Origin of the sequence: Pantoea sp. BS_8 (assembly GCF_041954965.1) — a bacterium.
Lineage (GTDB): Bacteria > Pseudomonadota > Gammaproteobacteria > Enterobacterales > Enterobacteriaceae > Pantoea > Pantoea stewartii.
This window is the reverse complement of the sequence record NZ_JAVAXU010000001.1, coordinates 394334-416163: the sequence shown is the minus strand read 5'-3', so window position 1 is coordinate 416163 and position 21830 is coordinate 394334. Positions and strand designations below refer to the sequence as shown.

Annotated in this window: 19 protein-coding genes; 10 read left to right on the top strand and 9 right to left on the bottom strand. The window is 55.8% G+C overall.

Going from position 1 to position 21830, the window contains the following annotated elements; translation table 11 throughout:
• Positions 1-184 precede the first annotated feature (184 nt).
• Both malP and malQ read left to right on the top strand, forming a co-directional pair.
• Positions 185-2587 (top strand): maltodextrin phosphorylase, encoded by a 2403-nt coding sequence (gene malP / locus RAC65_RS01920; protein WP_375096298.1) that lies wholly within the window; start codon positions 185-187, stop codon positions 2585-2587.
• Positions 2588-2592: 5 nt separating this feature from the next.
• A complete protein-coding gene (gene malQ / locus RAC65_RS01915) occupies positions 2593-4647 on the top strand; it encodes a 4-alpha-glucanotransferase (protein WP_058701899.1) in 2055 nt (684 codons plus the stop codon).
• 560 nt (positions 4648-5207) lie between these two features.
• On the opposite strand, the gene malM is transcribed toward malQ, so the two are convergent.
• From malM to malK, 3 genes are all read right to left on the bottom strand, one after another.
• Positions 5208-6128 carry a maltose operon protein MalM gene (gene malM / locus RAC65_RS01910; protein WP_058701900.1) on the bottom strand — a complete coding sequence of 307 codons (921 nt, stop codon included), beginning with the start codon at positions 6126-6128 and terminating at the stop codon, positions 5208-5210.
• A gap of 96 nt (positions 6129-6224) precedes the next feature.
• Entirely contained in the window at positions 6225-7526 is a 1302-nt protein-coding gene (locus RAC65_RS01905; protein ID WP_039340341.1) for a maltoporin, read from the bottom strand.
• A 16-nt stretch (positions 7527-7542) separates the two neighbouring features.
• Positions 7543-8676 carry a maltose/maltodextrin ABC transporter ATP-binding protein MalK gene (gene malK, locus RAC65_RS01900; RefSeq protein ID WP_039340343.1) on the bottom strand — a complete coding sequence of 378 codons (1134 nt, stop codon included), beginning with the start codon at positions 8674-8676 and terminating at the stop codon, positions 7543-7545.
• Positions 8677-9041: 365 nt separating this feature from the next.
• Here malK and malE point away from each other — a divergent pair, with 365 nt between their 5' ends.
• The 3 genes from malE to malG are packed head-to-tail and all read left to right on the top strand — an operon-like array spanning position 9042 to position 12723.
• Entirely contained in the window at positions 9042-10226 is a 1185-nt protein-coding gene (gene malE / locus RAC65_RS01895) for a maltose/maltodextrin ABC transporter substrate-binding protein MalE (protein ID WP_058701901.1), read from the top strand.
• Between the two features lie 58 nt (positions 10227-10284).
• The gene (malF, locus tag RAC65_RS01890) at positions 10285-11823 is read left to right on the top strand and encodes a maltose ABC transporter permease MalF (protein WP_058701902.1); all 1539 of its coding nucleotides are present in this window, start codon (positions 10285-10287) and stop codon (positions 11821-11823) included.
• A 9-nt stretch (positions 11824-11832) separates the two neighbouring features.
• Positions 11833-12723 (top strand): maltose ABC transporter permease MalG, encoded by an 891-nt coding sequence (gene malG / locus RAC65_RS01885; RefSeq protein ID WP_058701903.1) that lies wholly within the window; start codon positions 11833-11835, stop codon positions 12721-12723.
• Between the two features lie 55 nt (positions 12724-12778).
• Here malG and RAC65_RS01880 read toward each other — a convergent pair whose 3' ends face one another.
• From RAC65_RS01880 to RAC65_RS01870, 3 genes are all read right to left on the bottom strand, one after another.
• Entirely contained in the window at positions 12779-13342 is a 564-nt protein-coding gene (locus RAC65_RS01880) for an RNA polymerase sigma factor (protein WP_058702019.1), read from the bottom strand.
• A 5-nt stretch (positions 13343-13347) separates the two neighbouring features.
• Positions 13348-13767 carry a hypothetical protein gene (locus RAC65_RS01875; protein WP_375096297.1) on the bottom strand — a complete coding sequence of 140 codons (420 nt, stop codon included), beginning with the start codon at positions 13765-13767 and terminating at the stop codon, positions 13348-13350.
• Positions 13768-13977: 210 nt separating this feature from the next.
• A complete protein-coding gene (locus tag RAC65_RS01870; RefSeq protein WP_375096296.1) occupies positions 13978-15591 on the bottom strand; it encodes an alkaline phosphatase in 1614 nt (537 codons plus the stop codon).
• A gap of 583 nt (positions 15592-16174) precedes the next feature.
• On the opposite strand from RAC65_RS01870, the gene RAC65_RS01865 reads away from it, so the two are divergent.
• Positions 16175-16486, top strand: coding sequence for a DUF1471 domain-containing protein (locus RAC65_RS01865; RefSeq protein ID WP_058701906.1), 312 nt, complete (start codon positions 16175-16177; stop codon positions 16484-16486).
• A gap of 283 nt (positions 16487-16769) precedes the next feature.
• Positions 16770-17870 carry an NADH:flavin oxidoreductase/NADH oxidase gene (locus RAC65_RS01860; protein WP_375096295.1) on the top strand — a complete coding sequence of 367 codons (1101 nt, stop codon included), beginning with the start codon at positions 16770-16772 and terminating at the stop codon, positions 17868-17870.
• Positions 17871-17897: 27 nt separating this feature from the next.
• Here RAC65_RS01860 and RAC65_RS01855 read toward each other — a convergent pair whose 3' ends face one another.
• Both RAC65_RS01855 and RAC65_RS01850 read right to left on the bottom strand, forming a co-directional pair.
• Positions 17898-18533, bottom strand: a complete 636-nt coding sequence (locus RAC65_RS01855) for an aspartate/glutamate racemase family protein (protein WP_054687738.1) — start codon at positions 18531-18533, stop codon at positions 17898-17900.
• A 135-nt stretch (positions 18534-18668) separates the two neighbouring features.
• Entirely contained in the window at positions 18669-19061 is a 393-nt protein-coding gene (locus RAC65_RS01850) for a VOC family protein (protein WP_205951871.1), read from the bottom strand.
• Between the two features lie 70 nt (positions 19062-19131).
• Between RAC65_RS01850 and RAC65_RS01845 the strand changes: the two genes are divergently transcribed.
• Positions 19132-19686, top strand: coding sequence for a GNAT family N-acetyltransferase (locus RAC65_RS01845; RefSeq protein ID WP_375096294.1), 555 nt, complete (start codon positions 19132-19134; stop codon positions 19684-19686).
• Positions 19687-19961: 275 nt separating this feature from the next.
• Here the strand turns inward: RAC65_RS01845 and RAC65_RS01840 are convergent, their stop codons facing one another.
• On the bottom strand, positions 19962-20630 hold the full coding sequence (locus RAC65_RS01840) for a cysteine hydrolase family protein (protein WP_375096293.1): 669 nt from the start codon (positions 20628-20630) through the stop codon (positions 19962-19964).
• A 134-nt stretch (positions 20631-20764) separates the two neighbouring features.
• On the opposite strand from RAC65_RS01840, the gene RAC65_RS01835 reads away from it, so the two are divergent.
• Both RAC65_RS01835 and RAC65_RS01830 read left to right on the top strand, forming a co-directional pair.
• The gene (locus RAC65_RS01835) at positions 20765-21106 is read left to right on the top strand and encodes a hypothetical protein (protein ID WP_375096292.1); all 342 of its coding nucleotides are present in this window, start codon (positions 20765-20767) and stop codon (positions 21104-21106) included.
• Positions 21049-21732 carry a GlxA family transcriptional regulator gene (locus tag RAC65_RS01830; protein ID WP_375096291.1) on the top strand — a complete coding sequence of 228 codons (684 nt, stop codon included), beginning with the start codon at positions 21049-21051 and terminating at the stop codon, positions 21730-21732. Before RAC65_RS01835 ends, RAC65_RS01830 begins: the two co-directional genes overlap by 58 nt.
• Positions 21733-21830: the final 98 nt, after the last annotated feature.

The window sequence follows — 21830 nt, the reverse complement described above, 5'->3', positions numbered from 1 at the left end:
GACGCTTAAGTGAATCTTCACAAAAGCGAATCTAATCACACTTAAGTAAAACTTTCGGACTTCCCTCAGGCTCTCCACCCTGCGGCTCCGCCTGCGCGAAATTCTGCCGGGAGGAGGCGCGCGCCGAAACGCAAAAGCACACTGTGGGTTATTCCCTTTTCTCCTTAAAACAGGATTTTCGGCTATGACACAGCATCCCTTTGATCAATCGCTTTTTAACGCTGCGCTGGCGCGCCAGTGGCAACAGTTTGGCCTGCAAGAGGCACACGAGATGACGCCGCATCAGTGGTGGCACGCACTGAGTGGTGCGCTGGCTGAAATGCTGCGCGCGCTCCCTGCCCGGCCCGCTTCCGGCGATCAACGCCATGTCAATTATCTGTCGATGGAGTTTCTGACCGGACGACTGACCGGCAATAACCTCCTCAACCTGGGCTGGTATAACGCCGTCACTGCCGCCTTATCGCAATGGGATGTGTCACTCAGTGACGTACTGGAAAACGAGCGCGATCCGGCGCTGGGTAATGGCGGTTTAGGGCGTCTGGCAGCCTGCTTTCTGGACGCGATGGCCACTGTCGGTCAGCCCGCTACCGGCTATGGCCTCAATTACCAGTACGGTCTGTTTCGTCAGCGTTTTGTCGACGGCGCGCAGGATGAACAACCCGACGACTGGCAGCGCGAGCGTTATCCCTGGTTTACGTACAATGCCCGGCGGGATGTCCAGGTGGGCTTAGGCGGCAGAGTCAGCAACGAAAACGGCACAATCCGCTGGCAGCCCGCGTTTTACCTCAAGGGCGAAGCCTGGGATCTGCCGGTGGTGGGCTTTGAAAACGGCGTGACGCAGCCGTTGCGGCTGTGGCAGGCCACGCATGCGCAGCCATTTGACCTGCAAACCTTCAACAACGGGGCGTTTATGCGGGCTGAAAAACAGGGCATGGATGCGGCGAAGCTGACGAAAGTCCTTTACCCTAACGACCATCATCAGGCCGGCAAAAAACTCCGCCTGATGCAGCAGTATTTTCAGTGCGCCTGTTCGCTGGCTGATATCCTTCGCCGCCACCTGCAGGCGGGCCGTTCGCTCGACAGCCTAACCGATTTCGAAGTGATTCAGCTAAACGACACGCATCCCACGCTGGCGATCCCCGAACTGATGCGACTGCTGATCGATGAGCACCAATTCAGCTGGGACAGCGCCTGGGCCCTCACCCAGCGCACATTTGCCTATACCAACCATACTTTGTTGCCTGAAGCGCTGGAGTGCTGGGATACCGGCATCGTCCGCGCCCTGCTGCCGCGCCATATGCTGATCATCCACCGCCTCAATGCCCAGCTAAAGGCAGAAGTGGATGCACGCTGGCCGGGCGATGACGCGGTCTGGGCCCGACTGGCTATCGTACATCATAAGCAACTCCGCATGGCTAACCTGTGTGTAGTGAGTTGCTTTGCCGTAAACGGCGTCGCCGCGCTGCACTCCCGACTCGTCAAAGAGGAGCTGTTCCCGGAATACGTGGCACTATGGCCTGATAAGTTTCATAACGTCACTAACGGCATTACACCACGCCGCTGGATCAACCAGTGTAATCCCCGCCTTGCCCGCCTGATAAGCCACACGCTGAAGCGGCCGTGGATCAACGATCTGGACGCGCTCGCCTCTCTGGAAAACTGGGTGGATGACGCCGGTTTTTGTGCCGACTATCAGCAGATCAAGCAGCAAAACAAGCAGGATTTGGCCGCGTGGATTGCTGAGCGGACCGACATTGTCGTTAATCCCGCGGCGATGTTCGATGTGCAAATCAAGCGACTGCATGAATACAAACGGCAGCATCTGACGCTGCTGCATATCATCGCCCTCTGGCAGATGCTGTGTCGCGATCCGCAGGCGAACCTGTGTCCGCGCGTGGTGATCTTCGGGGCCAAAGCGGCACCCGGTTATGCGCTGGCCAAAAACATCATTTACGCCATTAATCAGGTTGCTGAGGTCATAAATCACGATCCGCGCGTGGCCGATCGCCTGAAAGTGGTGTTTATTCCGGACTATAACGTTTCTGTTGCTGAACGGCTGATCCCTGCCGCGGACCTGTCAGAGCAGATATCAACGGCGGGCAAAGAAGCGTCCGGCACCGGCAATATGAAGCTGGCCCTGAACGGCGCGCTTACGATAGGTACGCTCGATGGTGCCAACGTCGAAATTGCCGAACAGGTCGGTGAAGACAATATCTTTATCTTTGGCCACACCGTGGAGCAGGTGCAGGCGCTGAAGGCCGGGCATTACGATCCTGTTCAGTGGCGCACCAACGACGTCCAACTCGACCAGGCCTTACAGGCGCTGGAAAACGGCACCTTTAGCGCGGGCGATACGCACACGTTTGACCTGCTGTTAAACAGTCTCGGTCCTGAGAACGGCGATCCCTGGCGGGTGCTGGCTGACTTCCGTCACTATCTGAATGCTCAGCAACGTGCCGAAGCCTTATGGGCCGATAAGCAGGCGTGGACGCGCGCAGCCATCCTGAATACCGCCCGCTGCGGAATGTTCAGCGCGGACCGTGCGATTCGCCATTACCAGCAGCGCATCTGGCAGCGTAAAGGATAATTACAATGACGCCTTTTCACCCACCTCAGGAGACGGGCCGCATTGCAACGGAATATGTGGATGCGCATGGAACGGTGCAGACGGTTTCTGCCCTGACGCGTCAGCGTTTGCTGACGGCGATGGCGCGCGAGTCGGCCCCATCCACACCATTGCCCCCCGCATGGGTTATCGCGCAGGGCAAACCGATAGTGTTAACGCCTGTGCTGACCGGTCCCACGCGCTGGCAGTTAACGAGCGAATACGGGCAGCACTGGTCGGGGCAATGTGAGCCGGATAAACCGTTGTGCTTACCGGAACTGCCTGACGGCTACCATCAATTGCGCCTGACGCAAGGCACGCAACGGGTTATCTGCCAGATAATTGTGACGCCGTCACGTTGCTATGCGCCGGAGGCGTTGCTTAAGGGGCGCAGGCGCTGGGGAACCTGTGTGCAGCTCTATTCGTTGCGCTCAGCGGGCAACTGGGGCATAGGCGACTTTGCCGATCTGCGGCAACTGGTGAACGAGACCGGTCAGCGAGGCGGCGCCTTTATCGGCCTGAATCCGTTACATGCGCTGTTCCCCGCGCTGCCCGATCAGGTCAGTCCTTACAGTCCCTCTTCCCGGCGCTGGCTGAATGTGTTGTATATCAGCGTGCCCGATGTGGCTGATTTTACGCTGAGCGCCGCCGCACAGGCCTGGTGGCTCACGGCAGAAACACAGGACGTTCTCCAGCGCGCCCGCGCGGCACAGTGGGTGGATTATCCCGCTGTCGCGTCGCTCAAGCTCACCGCACTGCGGTTTGCGTGGGCGCAGTTTTTGCAGCGTGATAAAGAGGACAGTGAGGTTGTCGCATTCGATGCGTTTGTCCTTCAGGGTGGTGAAAGCCTGCTGCATCAGGGCATTTTCGATGCCTTACAGGCCTGGGTTGTGGGTCAGGATCCAACCTGTCACGGCTGGGATACCTGGCCCGCTGCGTATCAACAGCCGGACAGCGCCGCCGTGCACGCCTTTCGCATCGAACACGGCGATGAGATCCGTTTTTATCAGTGGTTACAATGGCTTGCCGCCCGACAGTTTGCGGCGTGCTGGCAGGACAGCCAGCGGCTACAGATGACGTTGGGACTTTATCGGGATCTCGCCGTCGGCGTGGCCGCGAATGGGGCTGAAACCTGGAGCCAGCGCGCCTTGTATTGCCTGGCGGCCAGCGTGGGCGCGCCGCCGGATGTTCTGGGACCGCTCGGCCAGAACTGGGGATTACCGCCGCTGCATCCCGGGGAATTGTATGACCGGGCATACGAACCCTGGATAACCCTGCTGCGTGCGAATATGCGTGACTGTGGCGCACTGCGTATTGACCATGTGATGGCGTTACTGCGTCTGTGGTGGATTCCGGCGGGTGAAACGGCAGCGGAAGGTGCCTATGTGACCTATCCTGTCGACGATTTGCTGGCCATTCTGGCGCTGGAAAGCCAGCGTCACCGCTGCATGGTGATCGGAGAAGATCTGGGTACAGTACCGGACACCATCGTGGCGAAACTGCGTGATGCCGGCGTTTACTCCTACAAAGTGCTCTACTTTGAACGAACCGCTGAACGCGCCTTTCGTCCGCCTGCCGCATGGCCTGCGCAGGCCATGGCGGTAGCCACCACCCATGATATGCCAACGCTGCGCGGCTGGTGGCAACACGACGATCTGACGCTCGGCAGCCAGTTGGGGCTCTATCCTGACAACGCGGTGCTGGCCGGGCTCCATCGCCAGCGCAGGACAGCCCGCGCGGCGCTGTTGCAGAGCCTGCAGCGCCAGGGTTATCTGAAGAACGGCGCACTGGTGCAGGCCAACAGCCCGCGCATGAGTCTGGTGTTGAATACCGCGCTTCATTGCTATCTGGCTGACTGCAACAGCGCCCTGCTGGGCTTGCAGCCCGAAGACTGGCTGGATATGGCTTCTCCGGTCAATGTACCCGGCACGGTGGAGACCTATCCGAACTGGCGACGTAAGCTCAGCCTGCCGCTGGAGGCGATGTTTGCCGATGCGCGGATTAACGGGCTGCTGGCGACCATGACGCAGAAGCGCGGATAAGAAAATAATGCGGTCCATATCAACCAAAATACAATGCCGATATGGACTGTTAAATGAATTTGGGTGTTGGCTACGCTTCATATGTCATTTCTGTGGCCGGGTTCAATTTACCTTTGGACCGAAACTTGCACACTGGCAAAGATATTAATCAGATTTATTAATATATTGAGAGGGTGCGATGATCGGTTGCTGTGAGTGTTGCGGTCTTGCTTTAAACAGGGGGCTTCCCAAAGTCAAAAACAACGTTGAATATAAAAGTTGCCCGAAATGCTCTGTGACACACGGACGGCAGCATATTTACTTTCAGACGCCTAATCACTTTGGAACCACACCCGCGCGTGAAACGATAAATAATCCTCAAGGTCTTCAAAGTTATTGTGAAAGTTGCAGGCCCGCCTCAGAAAAAGACAACACATCGAGAGTATTTCAGCATGGCTTAACATGTCATCATTTCGAATAGTCGTTCAATTTTCCGGCCGACATTCGTATTTACTTCTCTGACTGACAAAAAAAGGTGCGCCTCAGCGCACCAGGTGGAGCAAATCAGCACTGTGGAGTGATTACTCCTTGCCTTTAACACTGCTGATAAATGTTTTTCGTGCGGAAGGTGAACCGAGCCGCTCTGCTTCGTCGAGCAGTTTAAGCGCTTTATCAATATTGCCCTGGGCCACTGCCTGCCTGATGCTCTGGTTAAAATAGCTTTCGGTATCGGTGACAAGGGGCTGCGATTTTGTGTCAGGCGCAGCAGTGGGTTGCGCGGCCTGCACGGCAGGTTGTGTTTGTCCGACCGTCACGGGCGTTGAACGGGAAGCGCCAAACAGCGGCCCGACCAGTATTGAGGAGGCGGAACTGGTGCTGACGTTGATTTTTAGCCTGCCTGAGAGGCTATGGCGGGCAACGGGATCGGGAATATCCGGCACCGCGTGGCCGGTTCCCCTGGCATAGGCTTTTGCCGGATCCAACAGCGTAGTGGTTTGTGTCAGATCCTTTTCTGTGGTGAACACTAACAGATAGATTTTCTGCTGCCCCGGCACGGGCGTCAGTTTCATTACGCCTTCAAGCCGGTCAGCGGCCATTACGCCGGGTTGCTGATAGGTAAACCAGCGGCTCGGAAACCAGGCGGCCGGACGGAGATGTTCATCCAGGACAAGCACATTGGGGGCAAATACCTGGTTATCCTGCACCTCGCTGCTCAGGGTAATGGTCAGCTCTCCCAGCGTCGCAGGCAGGCTGTAAGCCGCGACCGGGCCCGTCATCCCCGGGACATTCCATCGTGAATGGCTGCCATCAAGCACTGTCACCTGAGCGCGTGAAGTATCCAGCGGCTGCCAGGTCAGGCTTTGCAGACTGGTTTGTGAAAAGTGTGGTGCGGCAGAGACATCCTGCGGCATCAGATTGATTTCGGCGCGGACTGTAGCGCTGTGCCCTGCCAGCAGCATTGCGCTCAGGCTCAGCGCTAATCCGACTTTATGCATTTTCATTGTGAACCTCGCATAACCGGCAGCGGCACCGCCAGGCAATAGCAGCCGCTACCAGAAAAAAAGAATGCGGTTAGAGAACGTTAACCGGGGATCGCCTTACCACCAGATTTCCATCTGGGCGCCAAAGGTCCACTCGTCATTGTTGCCACGACTGTTGGTGAACAGGCCGTTGCCACTGCTGTCACGTGCGGCCAGCGTAGTGAGATCGCCCGCCGCATCTTTGCTGTAGCCCCACTTCTCGTCCCATTTGGCATAGGTCGCAAACAGACGCAGCGCCGGGCGCGACCAGATGCTGTCACCTGCCTGCCATTGCTGGGCAAGCGTGATTTTGTACTGGCCATTGCGCTCGCCGACCTCCTGAGACTTCACGTTGTCATAGCCGACTTCCAGCAGGGTGCTCATGATCGGTGTCCATTTGTACATTGGCCGCACGCCCACGGTGTACCACTCGTTGCCCCGGTTGTTATCGAGGTCGGTGTTCTGGTACATCGCGACGTACATCATGTCCCAGCGCTCTGCCAGCGAGATCGCGCCGTGATCCAGGATCCGGTACAGCCGGCCGTTGTTATTGATATTGCTGCCCTGCGCTAACCCTTTGCCCTGTGACGTCAGCGCGTCCGTGGCGTACTGGAGCACAAACTTGTTGTAGCCCTTCAGCATGCTCTGGGTATGTTCTGCGGTGAACAGCCAGCCATCTTTTGAGGCGCCCTCGTCCAGGCGATAACCGTCACGGGCATTGGCACGACCATAGTCCACGCCCAGCTCAAGCACGCCATTGGGGTTGGTTTCCAGTCCGGCCAGCCGCACGTCAAAGACATCGTCAGCTGTGCTGGTGGCGTAATTGCGGATTCGATCGCTGGAGAAGGTATACGAACCGCCCGCTTCTGAGGAACGGGTTGCCGCAAAAGAAAGCTTTCCAAATCCCAGATCGACATCTTCCAGGCCCGCCCCCGGTCCCGAAATATCCCAGTAGTAGAAGTCGATCATGTGTACATCGTGGCGTTGATAAAAACGCTTACCGGCCCAGATCGTAGAACCCGGCAGCGCATCAATCAGGTTCTTGCCTTTGACATTGGCCTCACGAAACGCCGGTGAGGTGGATTCCCAGTCATTTTGCTGAGAAACCGAGTACGCCACGTTGGTGTCAAAATAGAAGCTCTTATCGCCCTCTTTCCACACTTCCTGACCCAGCTTCAGTTCCGCGTAGGTTTCGCATTCGTTGCCGAGGCGGTATTTACTTTGTGCACCGGTTGCCTGAAAGCATTGCTGCTCGCCGCCGCTACCGGTCCAGCCGATGCCGGAGCGCGCATAACCGGAAAAATCCACCGCCATAAGCGGCGCAGACAGCGTGCCTGTCGCCACGGCCACGGCGAGGGAAAGCTTGCGCAGAGTTAACATTTTCGATCTCCTGAGGTTATTGCTTTTTGTATTTGGCGGGCTCAACACCGGGTTCCTGATGCAGCCTGCGGCACGCGCTTCCGTCCTCGCGGAACAGGTGACAACGCTCGGGCGGCAAGCCAATACCCATCGTGGTGCCCTCTTTTACCAACACCACGTCCTCCTGGCGGTACACCAGGTTTTGACGGATGGCGGGGATTTGGATGTGGATCTGCGTTTCATGTCCCAGTTGCTCGACAACCTGGACTTCACCTTCCAGCGTAACGTCGGCGATCTCGCTGGAGAGAAGGTGTTCGGGACGGATGCCCAGAGACATGTTGCTGCCGACCTGCACACCGGTGCTGTCGACCGGCAGCCATACAAATTGGTTATTGGGCAGGCGCACCTGCACCTGCTCAATGGCGGTCGCCGTGACCTTGACGGGCAGAAAGTTCATTTTGGGCGAGCCGATAAACCCTGCGACAAAGCGGTTGGCCGGATAGTGATACAGCTCCAGCGGTCGGCCAACCTGTGCGACGCGTCCGGCGTCCAGCACGACGATCTTGTCGGCCAGCGTCATCGCTTCGATTTGATCGTGGGTGACATAAATCATCGTGCGTCCGAGGCGCTTATGCAGACGGGCGATCTCGATGCGCATCTGCACCCGCAGCGCGGCATCCAGATTAGAGAGCGGTTCATCCAGCAAAAAGACGCGCGGCTCTGCCACCAGAGTGCGGCCAATGGCCACACGTTGACGTTGCCCGCCGGAGAGCGCTTTGGGGCGGCGGTCAAGCAGATGTGCCAGTTGCAGCACTTCGGCGACCTGCGTCACGCGCTGTTCAATGTCCGCTTTCTTCACGCCCGCAAGCTTCAGGCCGAAAGACATGTTTTCAGCGACAGAGAGATGGGGATAAAGCGCATAGGACTGAAACACCATCCCGATCCCGCGTTCAGCGGGTGGGACATCATTCATTCGCCGATCTCCGATCAACAATTCTCCACTGGTGATGGTTTCCAGCCCGGCGATCATGCGTAACAGTGTGGATTTGCCGCACCCCGACGGCCCGACAAAGACCACGAACTCCCCTTCAGCCATCTCCAGGTTAATGTTCTTCGACACCACCGTGTCGCCCCAGGCTTTGGTGACATTGCGTAATACGACGCTTGCCATAGTGCTTTCCTCTCACTCACAAATGCGGCCTGCACGGCAGCGGAAAATTCTGGCGTTTACTATGCGCAGAGCCTTACCCCGTCACATCCTCCGCAAACGCGCTTTTGCTGGGGGAGGAGCCGGGAGGAGGAGAACATGGCGACCTTGACGAACTGCGTGCCGCCGCGCCGTTTTTTGTGATGGATAACGCAGTCTGGTGGGAGCCATTGTGTGAGCTGTACCGTGATAACGCGCTTATTTTGCTACGGCGATCACGGCCCGGCTGGCGCAGGCGTAGACCGCAGGAGGATGAGAAGCCCGACAGAACACCCACAATGTGGCGCAGGTAACAGATGTGTTTCCGCTAACAGGATGGAGTGTTAAAGATGAAAACCGGCGCAAAGATTTTGACTCTGTCAGCCCTTGCGGCTGTGCTGTACTCGGCCTCAGCCATGGCAAAAATTGAAGAAGGCAAACTGGTCATCTGGATCAACGGTGACAAAGGCTATAACGGCCTGGCCGAGGTGGGGAAAAAGTTTGAGCAGGAAACCGGTATTCACGTCACCGTCGAACATCCGGATAAGATGGAAGAAAAATTCCCCCAGGTTGCCGCAACGGGTGATGGCCCGGATATTATTTTCTGGGCGCACGATCGCTTTGGCGGCTATGCCCAGTCGGGTTTATTAGCCGAAGTCACGCCGGACGCGACCTTTCAGCAAACGATCTTCCCCTTCACCTGGGATGCGGTTCGCTACAATGGCAAATTGATCGGCTATCCGGTCTCGGTGGAATCACTGTCGCTGATTTATAACAAAGATCTGTTGCCAACGCCGCCGAAAACATGGGAAGAGATGGCCGCGCTGGATAAGCAACTGCGCGCAAAAGGCAAAAGCGCCATCATGTTTAATTTGCAGGAACCCTATTTCACCTGGCCTCTGCTGGCCGCCGGTGGCGCTTATGCCTATCAAGGAAACGCGGGCCATTACGATGTCAACAACACGGGCGTCGACAGTGCCGGGGCGAAAGCCGGTTTGCAGTTTCTGGTCGATCAGGTCAAGGCAAAGGTCCTGAATGCGGATACCGACTATTCCATTGCTGAAGCCGCCTTTAATAAAGGCCAGACGGCCATGACGATTAACGGCCCCTGGGCCTGGAGCAATATTGATAAAAGCGGTATTCACTACGGCGTTGCGGCATTGCCAACGTTAAACGGTAAACCGTCTAAACCTTTCGTTGGCGTGCTGAGCGCCGGCATCAATGCGGCCAGCCCGAATAAAGAGCTGGCAAAAGAATTTCTGGAAAACTACCTGCTGACGGATGCGGGTCTGGAAACCGTCAACAAAGACAAACCCCTGGGCGCGGTGGCGCTGAAGTCTTTTCAGCAAAAACTGGAAAAAGACACCCGTATCGCCGCTACCATGAACAATGCGCAAAACGGCGAGATTATGCCCAATATTCCGCAGATGGCGGCCTTCTGGTACGCCATGCGCACCGCCACGCTTAACGCCCTCAGCGGTCGGCAAACCGTCGATGCCGCGCTGAAGGATGCGCAGTCACGTCTGAATAAATAAACCTTATAAAGCGGGCCGGTAAAACGGGTCCGCCTCTTGCCGTTGAGGAAATCGGGTCATGTCAGAAAAACCGCAAGCGGGACGGCATCGTTCTTTGTTGAAAGGTCTGGTGGTGGGCATGTGCTGCCTGCTGGTCGGCTACCTGTTAGTGCTGATGTACGCCCAGGGGGAATATCTGTTCGCCCTGCTCACGCTGGTGATCAGCGGACTGGGGCTCGGGATTTACAGCCAGCGCCGGGCTTACGCCTGGCGCTATGTTTATCCGGGCCTGGCCGGAATGACACTGTTTGTGTTGTTTCCCCTAGCCTGCACGGTGGGCATTGCTTTCACCAACTACAGCAGCACCCATCAGCTGAGTCAGGAACGGGCGGAGCAGGTTTTACTCAGCCGACACTATCAGGACGGCGCAGGTCTGAATTTTTCGCTGTTTGCGGTAAACGATCGCTGGCAGCTGGTCCTGACGAACAGCGCAGATAATCAGTCCTGGGTTTCCGCGCCCTTTTCGTTTGCGGCGGTCGGAAACCTGAAGATGGTCAGTGGGCCGATTCCAGAAGGAACGCGCGCGTCGCTCCGTGTCATTACGACGCATCGCCAGGCCCTGGGGAAGATCCGCGCTGAAATGCCGGATGGGCGTGAACTGGTGATGAGTTCGCTGCGTCAGTTTTCCGGCACACGTCCGCTGTATCAGGTGGTGGATCGTGACACGCTGAAAAATCAGCAAAGCGGCCTTCGCTATCGGGCAAACCCCGAAACGGGGTTCTACCAGGCGATCACTGCGCAGGGGCAATGGGGAAATGAACAGTTAAGTCCCGGCTTCACCGTAAGCGCGGGCTGGAAAAACTTTGTGCGGGTGTTTACCGATGAGGGGATTCAAAAGCCCTTCCTGGCGATTTTCGGCTGGACGATGATCTTTTCCTTACTGACGGTGGTGTTGACGGTCGCTGTCGGCATGGTGCTGGCCTGTCTGGTGCAATGGGAGGCGCTGAAAGGCAAAGCGATTTATCGCGTCCTGCTGATTCTGCCGTATGCCGTGCCTGCGTTTATCTCCATCCTGATTTTCAAAGGGCTGTTTAATCAGAGCTTCGGCGAAATCAATGTGCTGCTCAGTACGCTGTTTGGGATCAAACCGGCATGGTTTAGCGATCCGACGCTGGCCCGCACGATGCTGATCATTGTGAATACCTGGCTGGGTTACCCCTACATGATGATCCTGTGCATGGGACTGCTGAAAGCGATCCCAGAGGATTTGTATGAAGCCTCTGCGATGGACGGTGCGGGCCCGCTGCAAAATTTCTTTTTAATTACGGTGCCGCTGCTGCTGAAGCCGTTAACGCCGCTGATGATTGCCAGTTTTGCCTTTAACTTTAATAACTTTGTACTGGTTCAGTTGCTGACCAATGGCGCACCTGACCGACTCGGCACGACCACACCGGCCGGTTACACCGACCTGCTGGTGAACTACACATGGCGCATCGCGTTTGAAGGCGGCGGCGGGCAGGATTTTGGTCTGGCGGCCGCGATTGCGACCCTGATTTTCCTGTTGGTTGGCGCTCTGGCGGTGCTGAATCTGAAAGCTGTCCGAATGAAATTTGATTAAGGAGACGTTATGGCTATGGTGCAACCCAAATCGCAACGGTTGCGTCTGCTTCTGACGCATCTGCTGCTGCTGACGTTTATCGCGGCAATCGTCTTTCCGCTGCTGATGGTCGTGGCCATCTCGCTGCGCGCCGGTAACTTTGCCACCGGCAGCCTGATCCCCGATCAGATCTCCTGGGAGCACTGGCGACTGGCGCTGGGGTTCAGCGTCCAGCACGCCGACGGTCCCGTTACGCCGCCGCCCTTTCCGGTGCTGTTGTGGCTCTGGAACTCCGTGAAAATTGCCGCGATCAGCGCACTGGGCATTGTGGCGTTGTCCACCACCTGCGCCTATGCCTTTGCCCGTATGCGCTTTAAAGGCCGCGCCAGTCTGTTGAAAGGCATGCTGATTTTTCAGATGTTCCCGGCGGTACTGTCCCTGGTGGCGCTCTATGCCCTGTTTGATCGCATTGGACAATACGTGCCGTTTATCGGCCTGAATACTCACGGCGGTGTGATTTTCGCCTATCTGGGAGGTATTGCGCTGCATGTCTGGACGATTAAGGGCTATTTCGAAACGATTGACCGATCACTGGAGGAGGCCGCTGCCCTTGACGGTGCCACGCCGTGGCAGGCATTTCGTCTGGTGCTGCTGCCGCTGTCCATGCCCATTTTAGCCGTCGTGTTTATTCTGGCTTTTATTGCCGCCGTGACGGAAGTGCCGGTAGCGTCTTTACTGCTGCGCGACGTGAACAGCTATACGCTGGCCGTCGGGATGCAGCAGTACCTCAATCCGCAAAATTATCTGTGGGGGGATTTTGCTGCCGCTGCCGTGCTCTCTGCCATTCCGATTACCCTGGTGTTTTTGCTGGCGCAACGCTGGCTGGTTAATGGCCTGACCGCCGGTGGCGTTAAAGGCTGACGGCTTCATCATTTGCCACTGCTGTGCTCGTGTTGGCGGCCACTGGCCGCCTTTTTTAATTGTCGTCTGTCAGATCGTCATAAACGGCACGCAGGCGCATACGCAGATACAGCACGGCTTTGTGCTTGCGCGACAACAGAGTCTGAACGCTTACGCCGGTGGCGTGAGACAGTGCTTTGTAACTTATGCCCTGCAGCTCTGTTTTATCGAACACCTCAAACTGCGCTGGCGGCAGTTCAGACAGTGCCGCTTCCAGGGCTTCCCAAAGCAGCCCCCGGAGATAATCGTCTTCGGGCGTTTGCGGCGTGCCAAACAGGGTTTCCGCCAGTTCGACGTCTACCGCCTCCTCCTCCTCATCATCCTGCTCATAAGGAAAAAGCGGCAGTTCTCGTTTCTTACGCGCCCGGTCGGTCATTTCATTACGCGCCGCCCGAAACAACCACGCCGAGATATTCTCTACAGGTTGTTCTACCCCGATCAGCTGACAGGTCACTTCCTGCAAAATATCCTCAGCCTCATCGCGAACGGCGATGCGACCCCGGATAAAAGCGTGGAGTTTTGTTTTGCAGCGTTCAAGCGCTTTTACCAGTGATGCGGTTTGCAATGCGCTGGCCTTCATCGTCATTACTCTGTCCGGGTGTCAGAGTGAGTGTCCGCAGACGGTTGCTGCTCTTCCCGGCATCTGTCCCGACGGTGGTGAGCACGATGGCCGAACCCTTCACGCCGTTGCTTCATAAATTCATCCCGTTCTTCCGGTGTCATCTGCATCCAGCGCTCATGCATGCGCCGCCGCGCCTTGCCAAACATCCCCGGTCTGATGCCCAGGCCGCCAAACAGAATCCGGCACAGCAGCAGCAGTCCGGCGGCCTGCCAAAAACCAATTGTTTTAACGCCTGTGATGGCAGGCAGTATGGCATTCCATAGTGTCATGACCAGCAGACACAGCACGACAATTAACACGGCCCCGACAATGAACGCCTTTGGCAGGCGGTGCCTGCCCATGCCGCGAGAAGGGTGAAACGGGTGATTATCGACATTTCTCATAGTTGTATGACCTCAGCAGTGATTAACATGATGAGGTAGACGAATGAGCCCGCAAAATATTGCTGGCTCGTTAAAAAAAATTTGTTGAGTGTGGAAGGTGGCGGTCAGGTCTGGCATAAACCGCGCTGCCGATCAGCACAGGCCGACCGGCAACGGGCAAGAGGTAAAAACCACGGGACCGAAAATCCCGCTCATGGTGACAACGTCACATCATGATTTACTTACGTGGTCAGGCGTCACTTTTTCGACCGCCCTGCCTTCAAGCACCGCCTTTACAACGGTAAAAACGTCGGTGTTATCAATATAGTCGCCCTGGTTGTAGCCTACATGCTTAGCATAGCCCGCATCGATGCCACGCACGCGCTCCGCAAAGGCATCGGCCCCAACGCCTTTTGCCCACAGCGGCACAAGCGCGTTGGAATGGTTGCCGGTTGGACGGAATGAGATGCCGGGCACCATGCCTTTCCCTTTATTAATGACGGCCTGGAAAGGGATGTTCTGCGCATCGGGTCCCATTGGCATGCCGTTGTCGTGATCGGTCGTCACGATCAATAGCGTCTCGTTCCAGTTACTGTTTTTCTCTACCCATTCAATCACGGAGGCAACAGCGTTGTTGAAGTCTGCACTTTCTTCAATCAGGCGACCATATTCCACGCCGACGCAGTTGGGGTTGTAGGAATTCCCCCAATCGCCTTTTTCACTGCATGCATTGCTGGTATGCGCGGACCAGTCAGTCGCACCGCCTTCGACCATCATAAAAAAGCCGTCGGGGTTTTTACTCAGGTGCTGAATGGCTCCCCGGGTCATCGTATTCAGGGTCGGTACCGTGGCAATAAACGCATCCCCGGACGGATTCGCCGCATCTTTACCAACAATGGCGGCCTGACGGCCCTGCTGCAACGTGCCGTTGGGGGCAACGTTCGGCGATCCCAGTAACGGGCCGCTATGAACCAGCGCGCCACTGGCGAGGCGGGCAAACGCCTCAGTACTGCGCACCACTTTCCACGGCTGACCACCCGCAGGGGCCAGCTTGCCAGCATTGAGCAATGTCCAGTCAGCTTCAGACAGGTAACGGTGCGCATCTTCTCCGCACCCCACGGTGGTTTCGTTTGAAGCCAGATGCTGACAGTCGGTGCCGTTGGCGTTAAAGCCCGGCAAACCGGTTCCCATAATCAGATCCAGTTTCCCTGACGTCAGCATTTGTTTCGCAATCGCGTGATAATCGTTACGCGACGCGTTTTGTGCGCCAAAGGCGGCGGGCGTGGCGTGAGAGAATGGCACGCTGGTGACGACGCCTGTCGCTTTGCCCATGGCTTTCGCCGTTAGTGTGACAAAATCAACCGGTTGTCCGTTGTTATCGACGTTGATGGCATTGTTATAGGTTTTAATTCCTGACGCCAGCGCTGTGCCGGCGGCGGCGCTGTCCGTTGGATTCACCGCCAGATAGTCGTAACCCCTGAACGGCAGATCCTTGTTATCTGTTCGGGTTGTATCCCAGGCTTTCTGCGGATCGTAATTAACCAGAGAGACATTATTGTGCGTGGCTTTTTTTGAGGCATTCAGGGGATAGGTTGTCATGGCATATTTTGCCGGAAACGCAGCATACGGCGTACTTTCACGGCTGCCATACTGCCAGTAGGCTGTTGCATCCCAGGTGCCCCAGCCTGCCCCGTCATTAATCATGATAATCACATTTTTGGCTTTCACTTCTGCCGCCAGCACGGCAGAGCTGACGGTCATACCGCCCATTGCCAGCATAAGCAGACTGAGTTTACCCAGAGAAAACGCGGCAGCGGTACGGTAAAGACGTGGTTTGCGTGACATAAAACTCTCCCTATTATTGCGGCAAGCCCCTGACAGACAAGCCAGGTTTCAACCCATGTCAAACAATGTCTGTTTGTAACATTGATGGCTGCGCAGTATTACGGCGACGTGTGACAGTTTTATGAAGAAAATCCCCCTCTGTTTCCCCCCTGTCTGACCATCGCTTTCAGCGTAACGGATAAAAATCATTTATATCAATGCATTGATGCATCACTTTAAAAACCCTGCTGCAGAAAGCGTGCTGTGTAAAGCTCTGTAAGTGAGCACGCGGATGACCCAACGTTAATGCCAGGGCGTACAGACTTCGTTTGTTAATTTGACGTTAGGATTTTGTATCTTAATTTCACAGCCTGTAAGCAGACACAAAAATCCTGCCAAATTTCAGCTCAAGTGTGGCGGAAGCTTTCATAAGCATCTGATTAGCAAGAAAAGCCAAATTCATTTACTTGAAAAGGTATTTGATAACTTCTGCCGACAGTATTTAACACGGCAATAAAACGTAAGCACATCGCAAACCCGTAACGATCACTGTCGCGTCGTTTGCCCGTGATAGCGATACATTCCGATATTCAGGAGCATTAAAATGAAAGCACTTGTTCAGGATCTTTTGTCTATCTTCTCTCCTCAGACAGTCAGCCCTGTGTTTATCCGTAGCGGCTTATCTCAGAAAGAAAAAAATGCCATCACCCCGATGGGCGTAACGACGGTGACCTGGGCGACCTCAATGCAGGAAGTGACTGATGCGCTGCTGCGCAAAGCCACTGAGGCCGGTGCTGTGGGTTACCACATTACCCAGGTTGATTCTCACAAACCCGGTAATGACCAGCAGCATATTCTGGAAGCGACCGCGACCCTGTATGCGCTGGATGAGAAGGCATTGCAGAGAGCACACTAGTGACATCTCCATCTTCGCAACGCGTTTTTAGCCCTTCCGAACCCTGCTGATTATCCGGATATAACAGCAGGGTTTTTTGATCCTTTTCCTGCTGCTAACGCCTGCATAGTCTGCATTTTTAAATATCTCTCTGGTGTCTCATCGTGCGGTCTAAATCATAAACTTAACTGTATGATGTAACTAATATCAGTTAAGGGATAAATTGTTTTGCCGCCTGTCGCCCCTGTTTTGCATTCAGCCACTATAGTTTTTCAACGTATTGATTCTCAGACATGAGGTTTTTATGAGCACGCTGTTTTCCACTTTTTCACTCGGTGAATTAACGCTCGATAACAGAATTGTTATTGCGCCAATGTGTCAGTATTCCGCTGAAGAGGGTTGCGCAACCGCCTGGCATCGTATCCATCTGGGGCAGCTCGCCTTTTCAGGGGCTGGACTGTTAATCATTGAAGCGACCGCGGTAGAAGATATTGGTCGTATCACCTACGGCGACCTGGGGTTATGGAATGATGACACCGAAGCCGCACTGGCGGCGGTATTAGCTGACATCCGTCGCTATTCCGATATGCCGATTGGTATTCAGTTGGGTCATGCCGGGCGCAAAGCATCCTGCGACGTGCCGTGGGAAGGCGGCGAACACATCTCGCCTCAGAACGGTGGCTGGCAAACCGTGGCCCCTTCCGCCCTGCCGTTCAGTGAAGGCGATCATCCGCCCAGCGCAATGGACGCCAGCGCGCTGGCGCGTGTCAAAGAGGCGTTTGTCGCTACGGCAAAGCGGGCCGTTCGTCTTGGCCTTGAACTCATTGAGGTGCATGCCGCGCACGGCTATCTGCTGCACCAGTTTCTGTCGCCGCTTTCCAATACCCGCGATGATGAATACGGCGGCTCACTGGAGAACCGAATGCGTTATCCGCTTGAGGTCTTTAAAGCAGTACGTGAGGCCGTCCCGGCCGCCATTCCGGTGGGCGTGCGTATTTCTGCCAGCGACTGGGTTGGAGGCGGCTGGGATGTAAGCCAGTCCATTGCCTTTTCGCAACAGCTGGAAGCGCTGAACTGCGCCTATATCCACGTTTCCAGTGGGGGCCTGTCAGAACAGCAGCAGATCAGCGTCGGCCCGAACTATCAGGTCCCTTTCGCGCGGGATATTCGTCAGCAAATCGGTATCCCGGTGATTGCGGTAGGCTTAATTACCGAGCCGCAGCAAGCCGAAGATATTTTGCAGCAGGGGGAAGCGGATCTGGTCGCGCTGGCACGCGGTATGCTCTATAACCCACGCTGGCCATGGCACGCCGCTGCCGCATTCGATGCAACGGTGAAAGCGCCGCCGCAGTATCTGCGTTCTGAACCTCACGGCGCAAAAGGAACACTGACGCCGGACGAGTAAACCGTTATGGCCGCACGGCGTGCGGCCTTACTGATAGTGTTGAAGACAACGCTGTAGCGCCAGATGCGGGCCGGTCAGGGGCTGACGTGTTGATGCGAAATGCGCCGCCGCCGGTGCCATTGACGTCTGCGCCAGCACAACCTGCTCCGCGCCCTGCTGCCAGGCCGCTTCAACCGCTTCTGTTACACAGGCAAGATAGCCTGCCTGATCCCCCGCTTTAAACTTCTGCCAGGCCCCCGGAATCAGAACGACCTCTGCCCGCCCGTTGACACCGTGAAACAGTGCCCGCGTGGCGCCCAGCGTGGATTCAGCCGCACAAAGCACGACCGTTTGCCTGGGATTTTCGCGGACCGCCTCTGCCAGCATGCTGTCTGTGCGCCAGACCACGCACGGCGAAGATGCGTTTGTAAAGCTTTCAGCCACCGGTCCGAGCGTGGAACAGGTCATCAGAATGGCGTCAAAATGGGGTTGCAGACTCGCCAGCAACGCGCCGATCCGTGCATGAAGTTCAGGCGTCAGTCCGCCACTGGCTTCGGCCTCCGCCAGCAGGTGCGGCATCACCAGATGACTCAGTTGCAGATCTCCCGACGGCAACTGGCTCGCTGCATCGTCAAAGATGCAAATATTGCTGGCCGCAGTATGTAAACAGGCAATAGCGATCATGTGTGGGCTCGGCGTAAAAACAGGTTTTCATCATGCCATGGGCGACGCCAGATTCAAACGTCTCCTCTGTAAGAGAGAGCCGCACGCCATAAACCCACCAGCCCGTGTGGTAGCGCCTGCTTATTACTTATGCCGTCAGGCCTGCCATGCGGCATGCTGGATAACGATCCGATAGCTGTCCCTGTCCTGAAAGGTTGCGCCGTTTTTTGCCCAGTACGGGTTAAAAGACGTCACTTCAGTAAACCCGGCACGCGTCATTGCCTGACAACGTTGCTGCCAGCACGCCGCGTCAGGCAGATACAGCACCAGCAGATCGTCAACCGTGGTCACGGGCTGGACAGGATGGTGCTGACAAGACGTAAACTCCAGATGCCAGGGCAAGGTCTTATCGCCCAGCATAATGCCGCTGAATCCGTCATGGTCCCTGAATTCCCCCAGTTTATGCAATCCAAGGCCAGTGCAGTACAGGTCTGCGCTCGCGGTCAGGTCACTAACCGGGCGCGCAATGCGCAGTTGTTGTATCACCATTGCTTCTCCTGATTCTGTAAAAAGGCTATTAATAGTGAGCGTGGATAACGACATAACAGTGAGGTTTATAATGTTTCTGCAGTCAGCACGTTTGTTGCTCAGAGCTATGCGCCCTTCCGACGACAAGGATCTGTTCCGTATTTATGGCGATCCCGCGACCAACACGTTTAACCCGGCAGGCCCGTATCCGAGCCTGGCGTTCGCGCAGCAGAAGCTGGCCGAGAGGCTGGCCGCTTTTGAACGGTACGGGTTTGAAAGCTGGGCGATATCGACGCGAGATTCGCCCGATACGCTGATTGGCTTTGGTGGGTTGAGCGTACGTAAGTTTGCCGGTGAGTTGACCAATAATCTCGGCTATCGCTTTGATACCCAGGCATGGGGTAAAGGTTATGCTACTGAGCTGTCACGTTTTGCCCTGGATTACGGCTTCAACGAGCTGGGGCTGGCGTCCGTGGCCGCCTCGGTACGACGTCATCATCAGGCGTCAATTCACGTGCTGGAGAAAAGCGGGTTGCGCTACATCAAAGAGATTTATGACGTCGAAAATGCCCCGCCAAGCCTGTGTTATGCGATCACGCGTGAGCAGTGGCAGGCCGCACAAACCACTGCGGAATCTAAATGTTAGCAGGGTGAGCTGTTAATTAACCTGTGCGCAGACGAATGAGAACGCACCAGGATGTGTACTTATCGTAACGGTGATCGCCAGAGGATTTGTCAAGACGACTTGCTGAAAGGCGCCCCGCGATGATTGTCGATTCACACGCAGAACCCGTGTAAATGAGATTCTGCATGAGGGTGCATTTGCTGGTTTCTACGTTTTTACTGGACGGGCCGCCTGAGGTGGTGTCCCTGACACAGTAACAGTCGAAGGCATTTACCACTGTCACCGGTGTATTGCTTTCAGACCACATTTCCGTCCAGGCATGGCGCTGCATCACACAGCAACCCCCGGACGCGCTGGTTGGAGCGCAGAATGCTATCGCGCACCGGTACGGTGCCGCTCTCAATGCAGGCTGTCCACTGCTGAGTAGTCAGCACGGCCGCAAAGTTTGACTGCAGCACTACACAGCATACCCGATGAATCTCTTCTGCACTCACGCGCCCTGCCTGATTTTGGTAAGGAACTGAACCTGAAGCATCACTGAGGTATTCCACAGCAATGCCGTTATGCCACGCATGATTAATGGTAGAAAGATTGCAGTTGTGAGTCATATAGCCCACTACCGTCAGCGTGTTAATGGCGTGATCGGCTAACCAGTGCGCCAGTCCCGTTCCGGTAAAAGCGCTGGCCCGATTTTTACTCAAAAGAAGCGCTCGGGGACGTGAAGCGACAATGGGATGCAACTGCCAGCCATCGCTGTTAATCGCAAAAAGCGGTGATTCTGCAGGCGCAGTATGTTGTACCACGATTACCGGTATGTTTGCCGCACTCGCCCTGTCCATGGCAATCGCGATGTTTTCCAGTGAATGTTGCGGATGTGGATATTCAATCGGCAACGCGCCGCTGAAATATTCATTCTGTACATCAATGACAATAAGCGCGCGTTGAGGTAAAGCGGAAACGGTCATAGCCAAATTCCTCAGATTAGTGGCTCTACAGAGCGTAAAGCCGTAGACACCATCTTCACCCGACGATAATCTCAGCAACAGCGTCCCGAAAGACAACGCACGAAAGTATTGGGCCATCGTTATGGAGAATGATCATGTCGTGCAAAAATATCGCTGTACTGGCTTTTCATGACATCAGTCCTTTTCATCTTTCAGTGCCCTGTCTGGTTTTTGAAAACCGTACCGAACATGGCCTGCCCGCTTTTAACCTGCGGGTTTGCGCAGCCGAGACCGCCAGCGGTGATTTAATCCGTACCTGTGCGGGTTTTATGCTGAAAAGTGAGTTGACGCTCGAAGATGCAACAGACGCGGATGTCTTAATTGTTCCCTCCTGGCGTAGCCCACAGGAGCGTCCGTCGGTATGCTGCATGCGATACGAATGGCAAGACAGCGCGGTGCTACGGTCGTGGGGTTGTGCCTGGGTGCGTTTGTGTTAGCAGAGGCTGGCGTACTGGACGGATACAAAGCGACTACACACTGGAGCGCAGCACCGTATTTCGCGCAGCATTTTCCCAAAATCAAGCTGATGCCAGATGTGTTGTATCAGGATGCGGATGACGGCAGGCTGGTTACCTCTGCCGGGACAGCCGCCGGTCTTGATTGCTGCCTGCACCTGGTTCGTCGCTGGCACGGCGCCGATATCGCCAATAAGATTGCGCGCCGGTTGGTCACGGCCCCGCATCGCCAGGGAGGACAGGCCCAGTTCATTGAACAGCCTCTCCATAGCCAGCCGGGAGGCGATCGTCTGTCAGACCTGCTGAACTGGATGGTGGCCAATCTTGCAGAGCAGCACTCTCTGGATTCACTGGCGCAGCGGGTTGCAATGAGCCGACGTAATTTCACCCGCCGTTTTCGCGACCTGACAGGTATGACGGTCAGTCAGTGGTTACAGGGACAAAGGCTGGCCTATGCGCAACGCTTACTCGAAAGCACACCCCATTCTGTAGAATATGTGGCGCAGTTATCAGGCTTCGGCAGCGCCGTATCACTACGCCAATATTTTAATAAAGCGTTTAATACCTCACCCTCCGCATGGCGGGCACTGTTTGCTCATCGAGGGTAAACGATATTTATCCTTCACTTTTGCTGAGGCGGCACTGTGAGACAGCCTCGTCGGCTCTCTTATCTGTCGCTAATGTCCGGCGGGCATGGCACATCCCT

Coding starts and splice junctions, on each gene's coding strand:
- malP (WP_375096298.1), top strand. CDS start 185: ATGACACAGCATCCCTTTGATCAATCGCTTTTTAACGCTGCGCTGGCG.
- malQ (WP_058701899.1), top strand. CDS start 2,593: ATGACGCCTTTTCACCCACCTCAGGAGACGGGCCGCATTGCAACGGAA.
- malM (WP_058701900.1), bottom strand. CDS start 6,128: ATGAAAATGCATAAAGTCGGATTAGCGCTGAGCCTGAGCGCAATGCTG.
- RAC65_RS01905 (WP_039340341.1), bottom strand. CDS start 7,526: ATGTTAACTCTGCGCAAGCTTTCCCTCGCCGTGGCCGTGGCGACAGGC.
- malK (WP_039340343.1), bottom strand. CDS start 8,676: ATGGCAAGCGTCGTATTACGCAATGTCACCAAAGCCTGGGGCGACACG.
- malE (WP_058701901.1), top strand. CDS start 9,042: ATGAAAACCGGCGCAAAGATTTTGACTCTGTCAGCCCTTGCGGCTGTG.
- malF (WP_058701902.1), top strand. CDS start 10,285: ATGTCAGAAAAACCGCAAGCGGGACGGCATCGTTCTTTGTTGAAAGGT.
- malG (WP_058701903.1), top strand. CDS start 11,833: ATGGCTATGGTGCAACCCAAATCGCAACGGTTGCGTCTGCTTCTGACG.
- RAC65_RS01880 (WP_058702019.1), bottom strand. CDS start 13,342: ATGAAGGCCAGCGCATTGCAAACCGCATCACTGGTAAAAGCGCTTGAA.
- RAC65_RS01875 (WP_375096297.1), bottom strand. CDS start 13,767: ATGAGAAATGTCGATAATCACCCGTTTCACCCTTCTCGCGGCATGGGC.
- RAC65_RS01870 (WP_375096296.1), bottom strand. CDS start 15,591: ATGTCACGCAAACCACGTCTTTACCGTACCGCTGCCGCGTTTTCTCTG.
- RAC65_RS01865 (WP_058701906.1), top strand. CDS start 16,175: ATGAAAGCACTTGTTCAGGATCTTTTGTCTATCTTCTCTCCTCAGACA.
- RAC65_RS01860 (WP_375096295.1), top strand. CDS start 16,770: ATGAGCACGCTGTTTTCCACTTTTTCACTCGGTGAATTAACGCTCGAT.
- RAC65_RS01855 (WP_054687738.1), bottom strand. CDS start 18,533: ATGATCGCTATTGCCTGTTTACATACTGCGGCCAGCAATATTTGCATC.
- RAC65_RS01850 (WP_205951871.1), bottom strand. CDS start 19,061: ATGGTGATACAACAACTGCGCATTGCGCGCCCGGTTAGTGACCTGACC.
- RAC65_RS01845 (WP_375096294.1), top strand. CDS start 19,132: ATGTTTCTGCAGTCAGCACGTTTGTTGCTCAGAGCTATGCGCCCTTCC.
- RAC65_RS01840 (WP_375096293.1), bottom strand. CDS start 20,630: ATGACCGTTTCCGCTTTACCTCAACGCGCGCTTATTGTCATTGATGTA.
- RAC65_RS01835 (WP_375096292.1), top strand. CDS start 20,765: ATGTCGTGCAAAAATATCGCTGTACTGGCTTTTCATGACATCAGTCCT.
- RAC65_RS01830 (WP_375096291.1), top strand. CDS start 21,049: ATGGCAAGACAGCGCGGTGCTACGGTCGTGGGGTTGTGCCTGGGTGCG.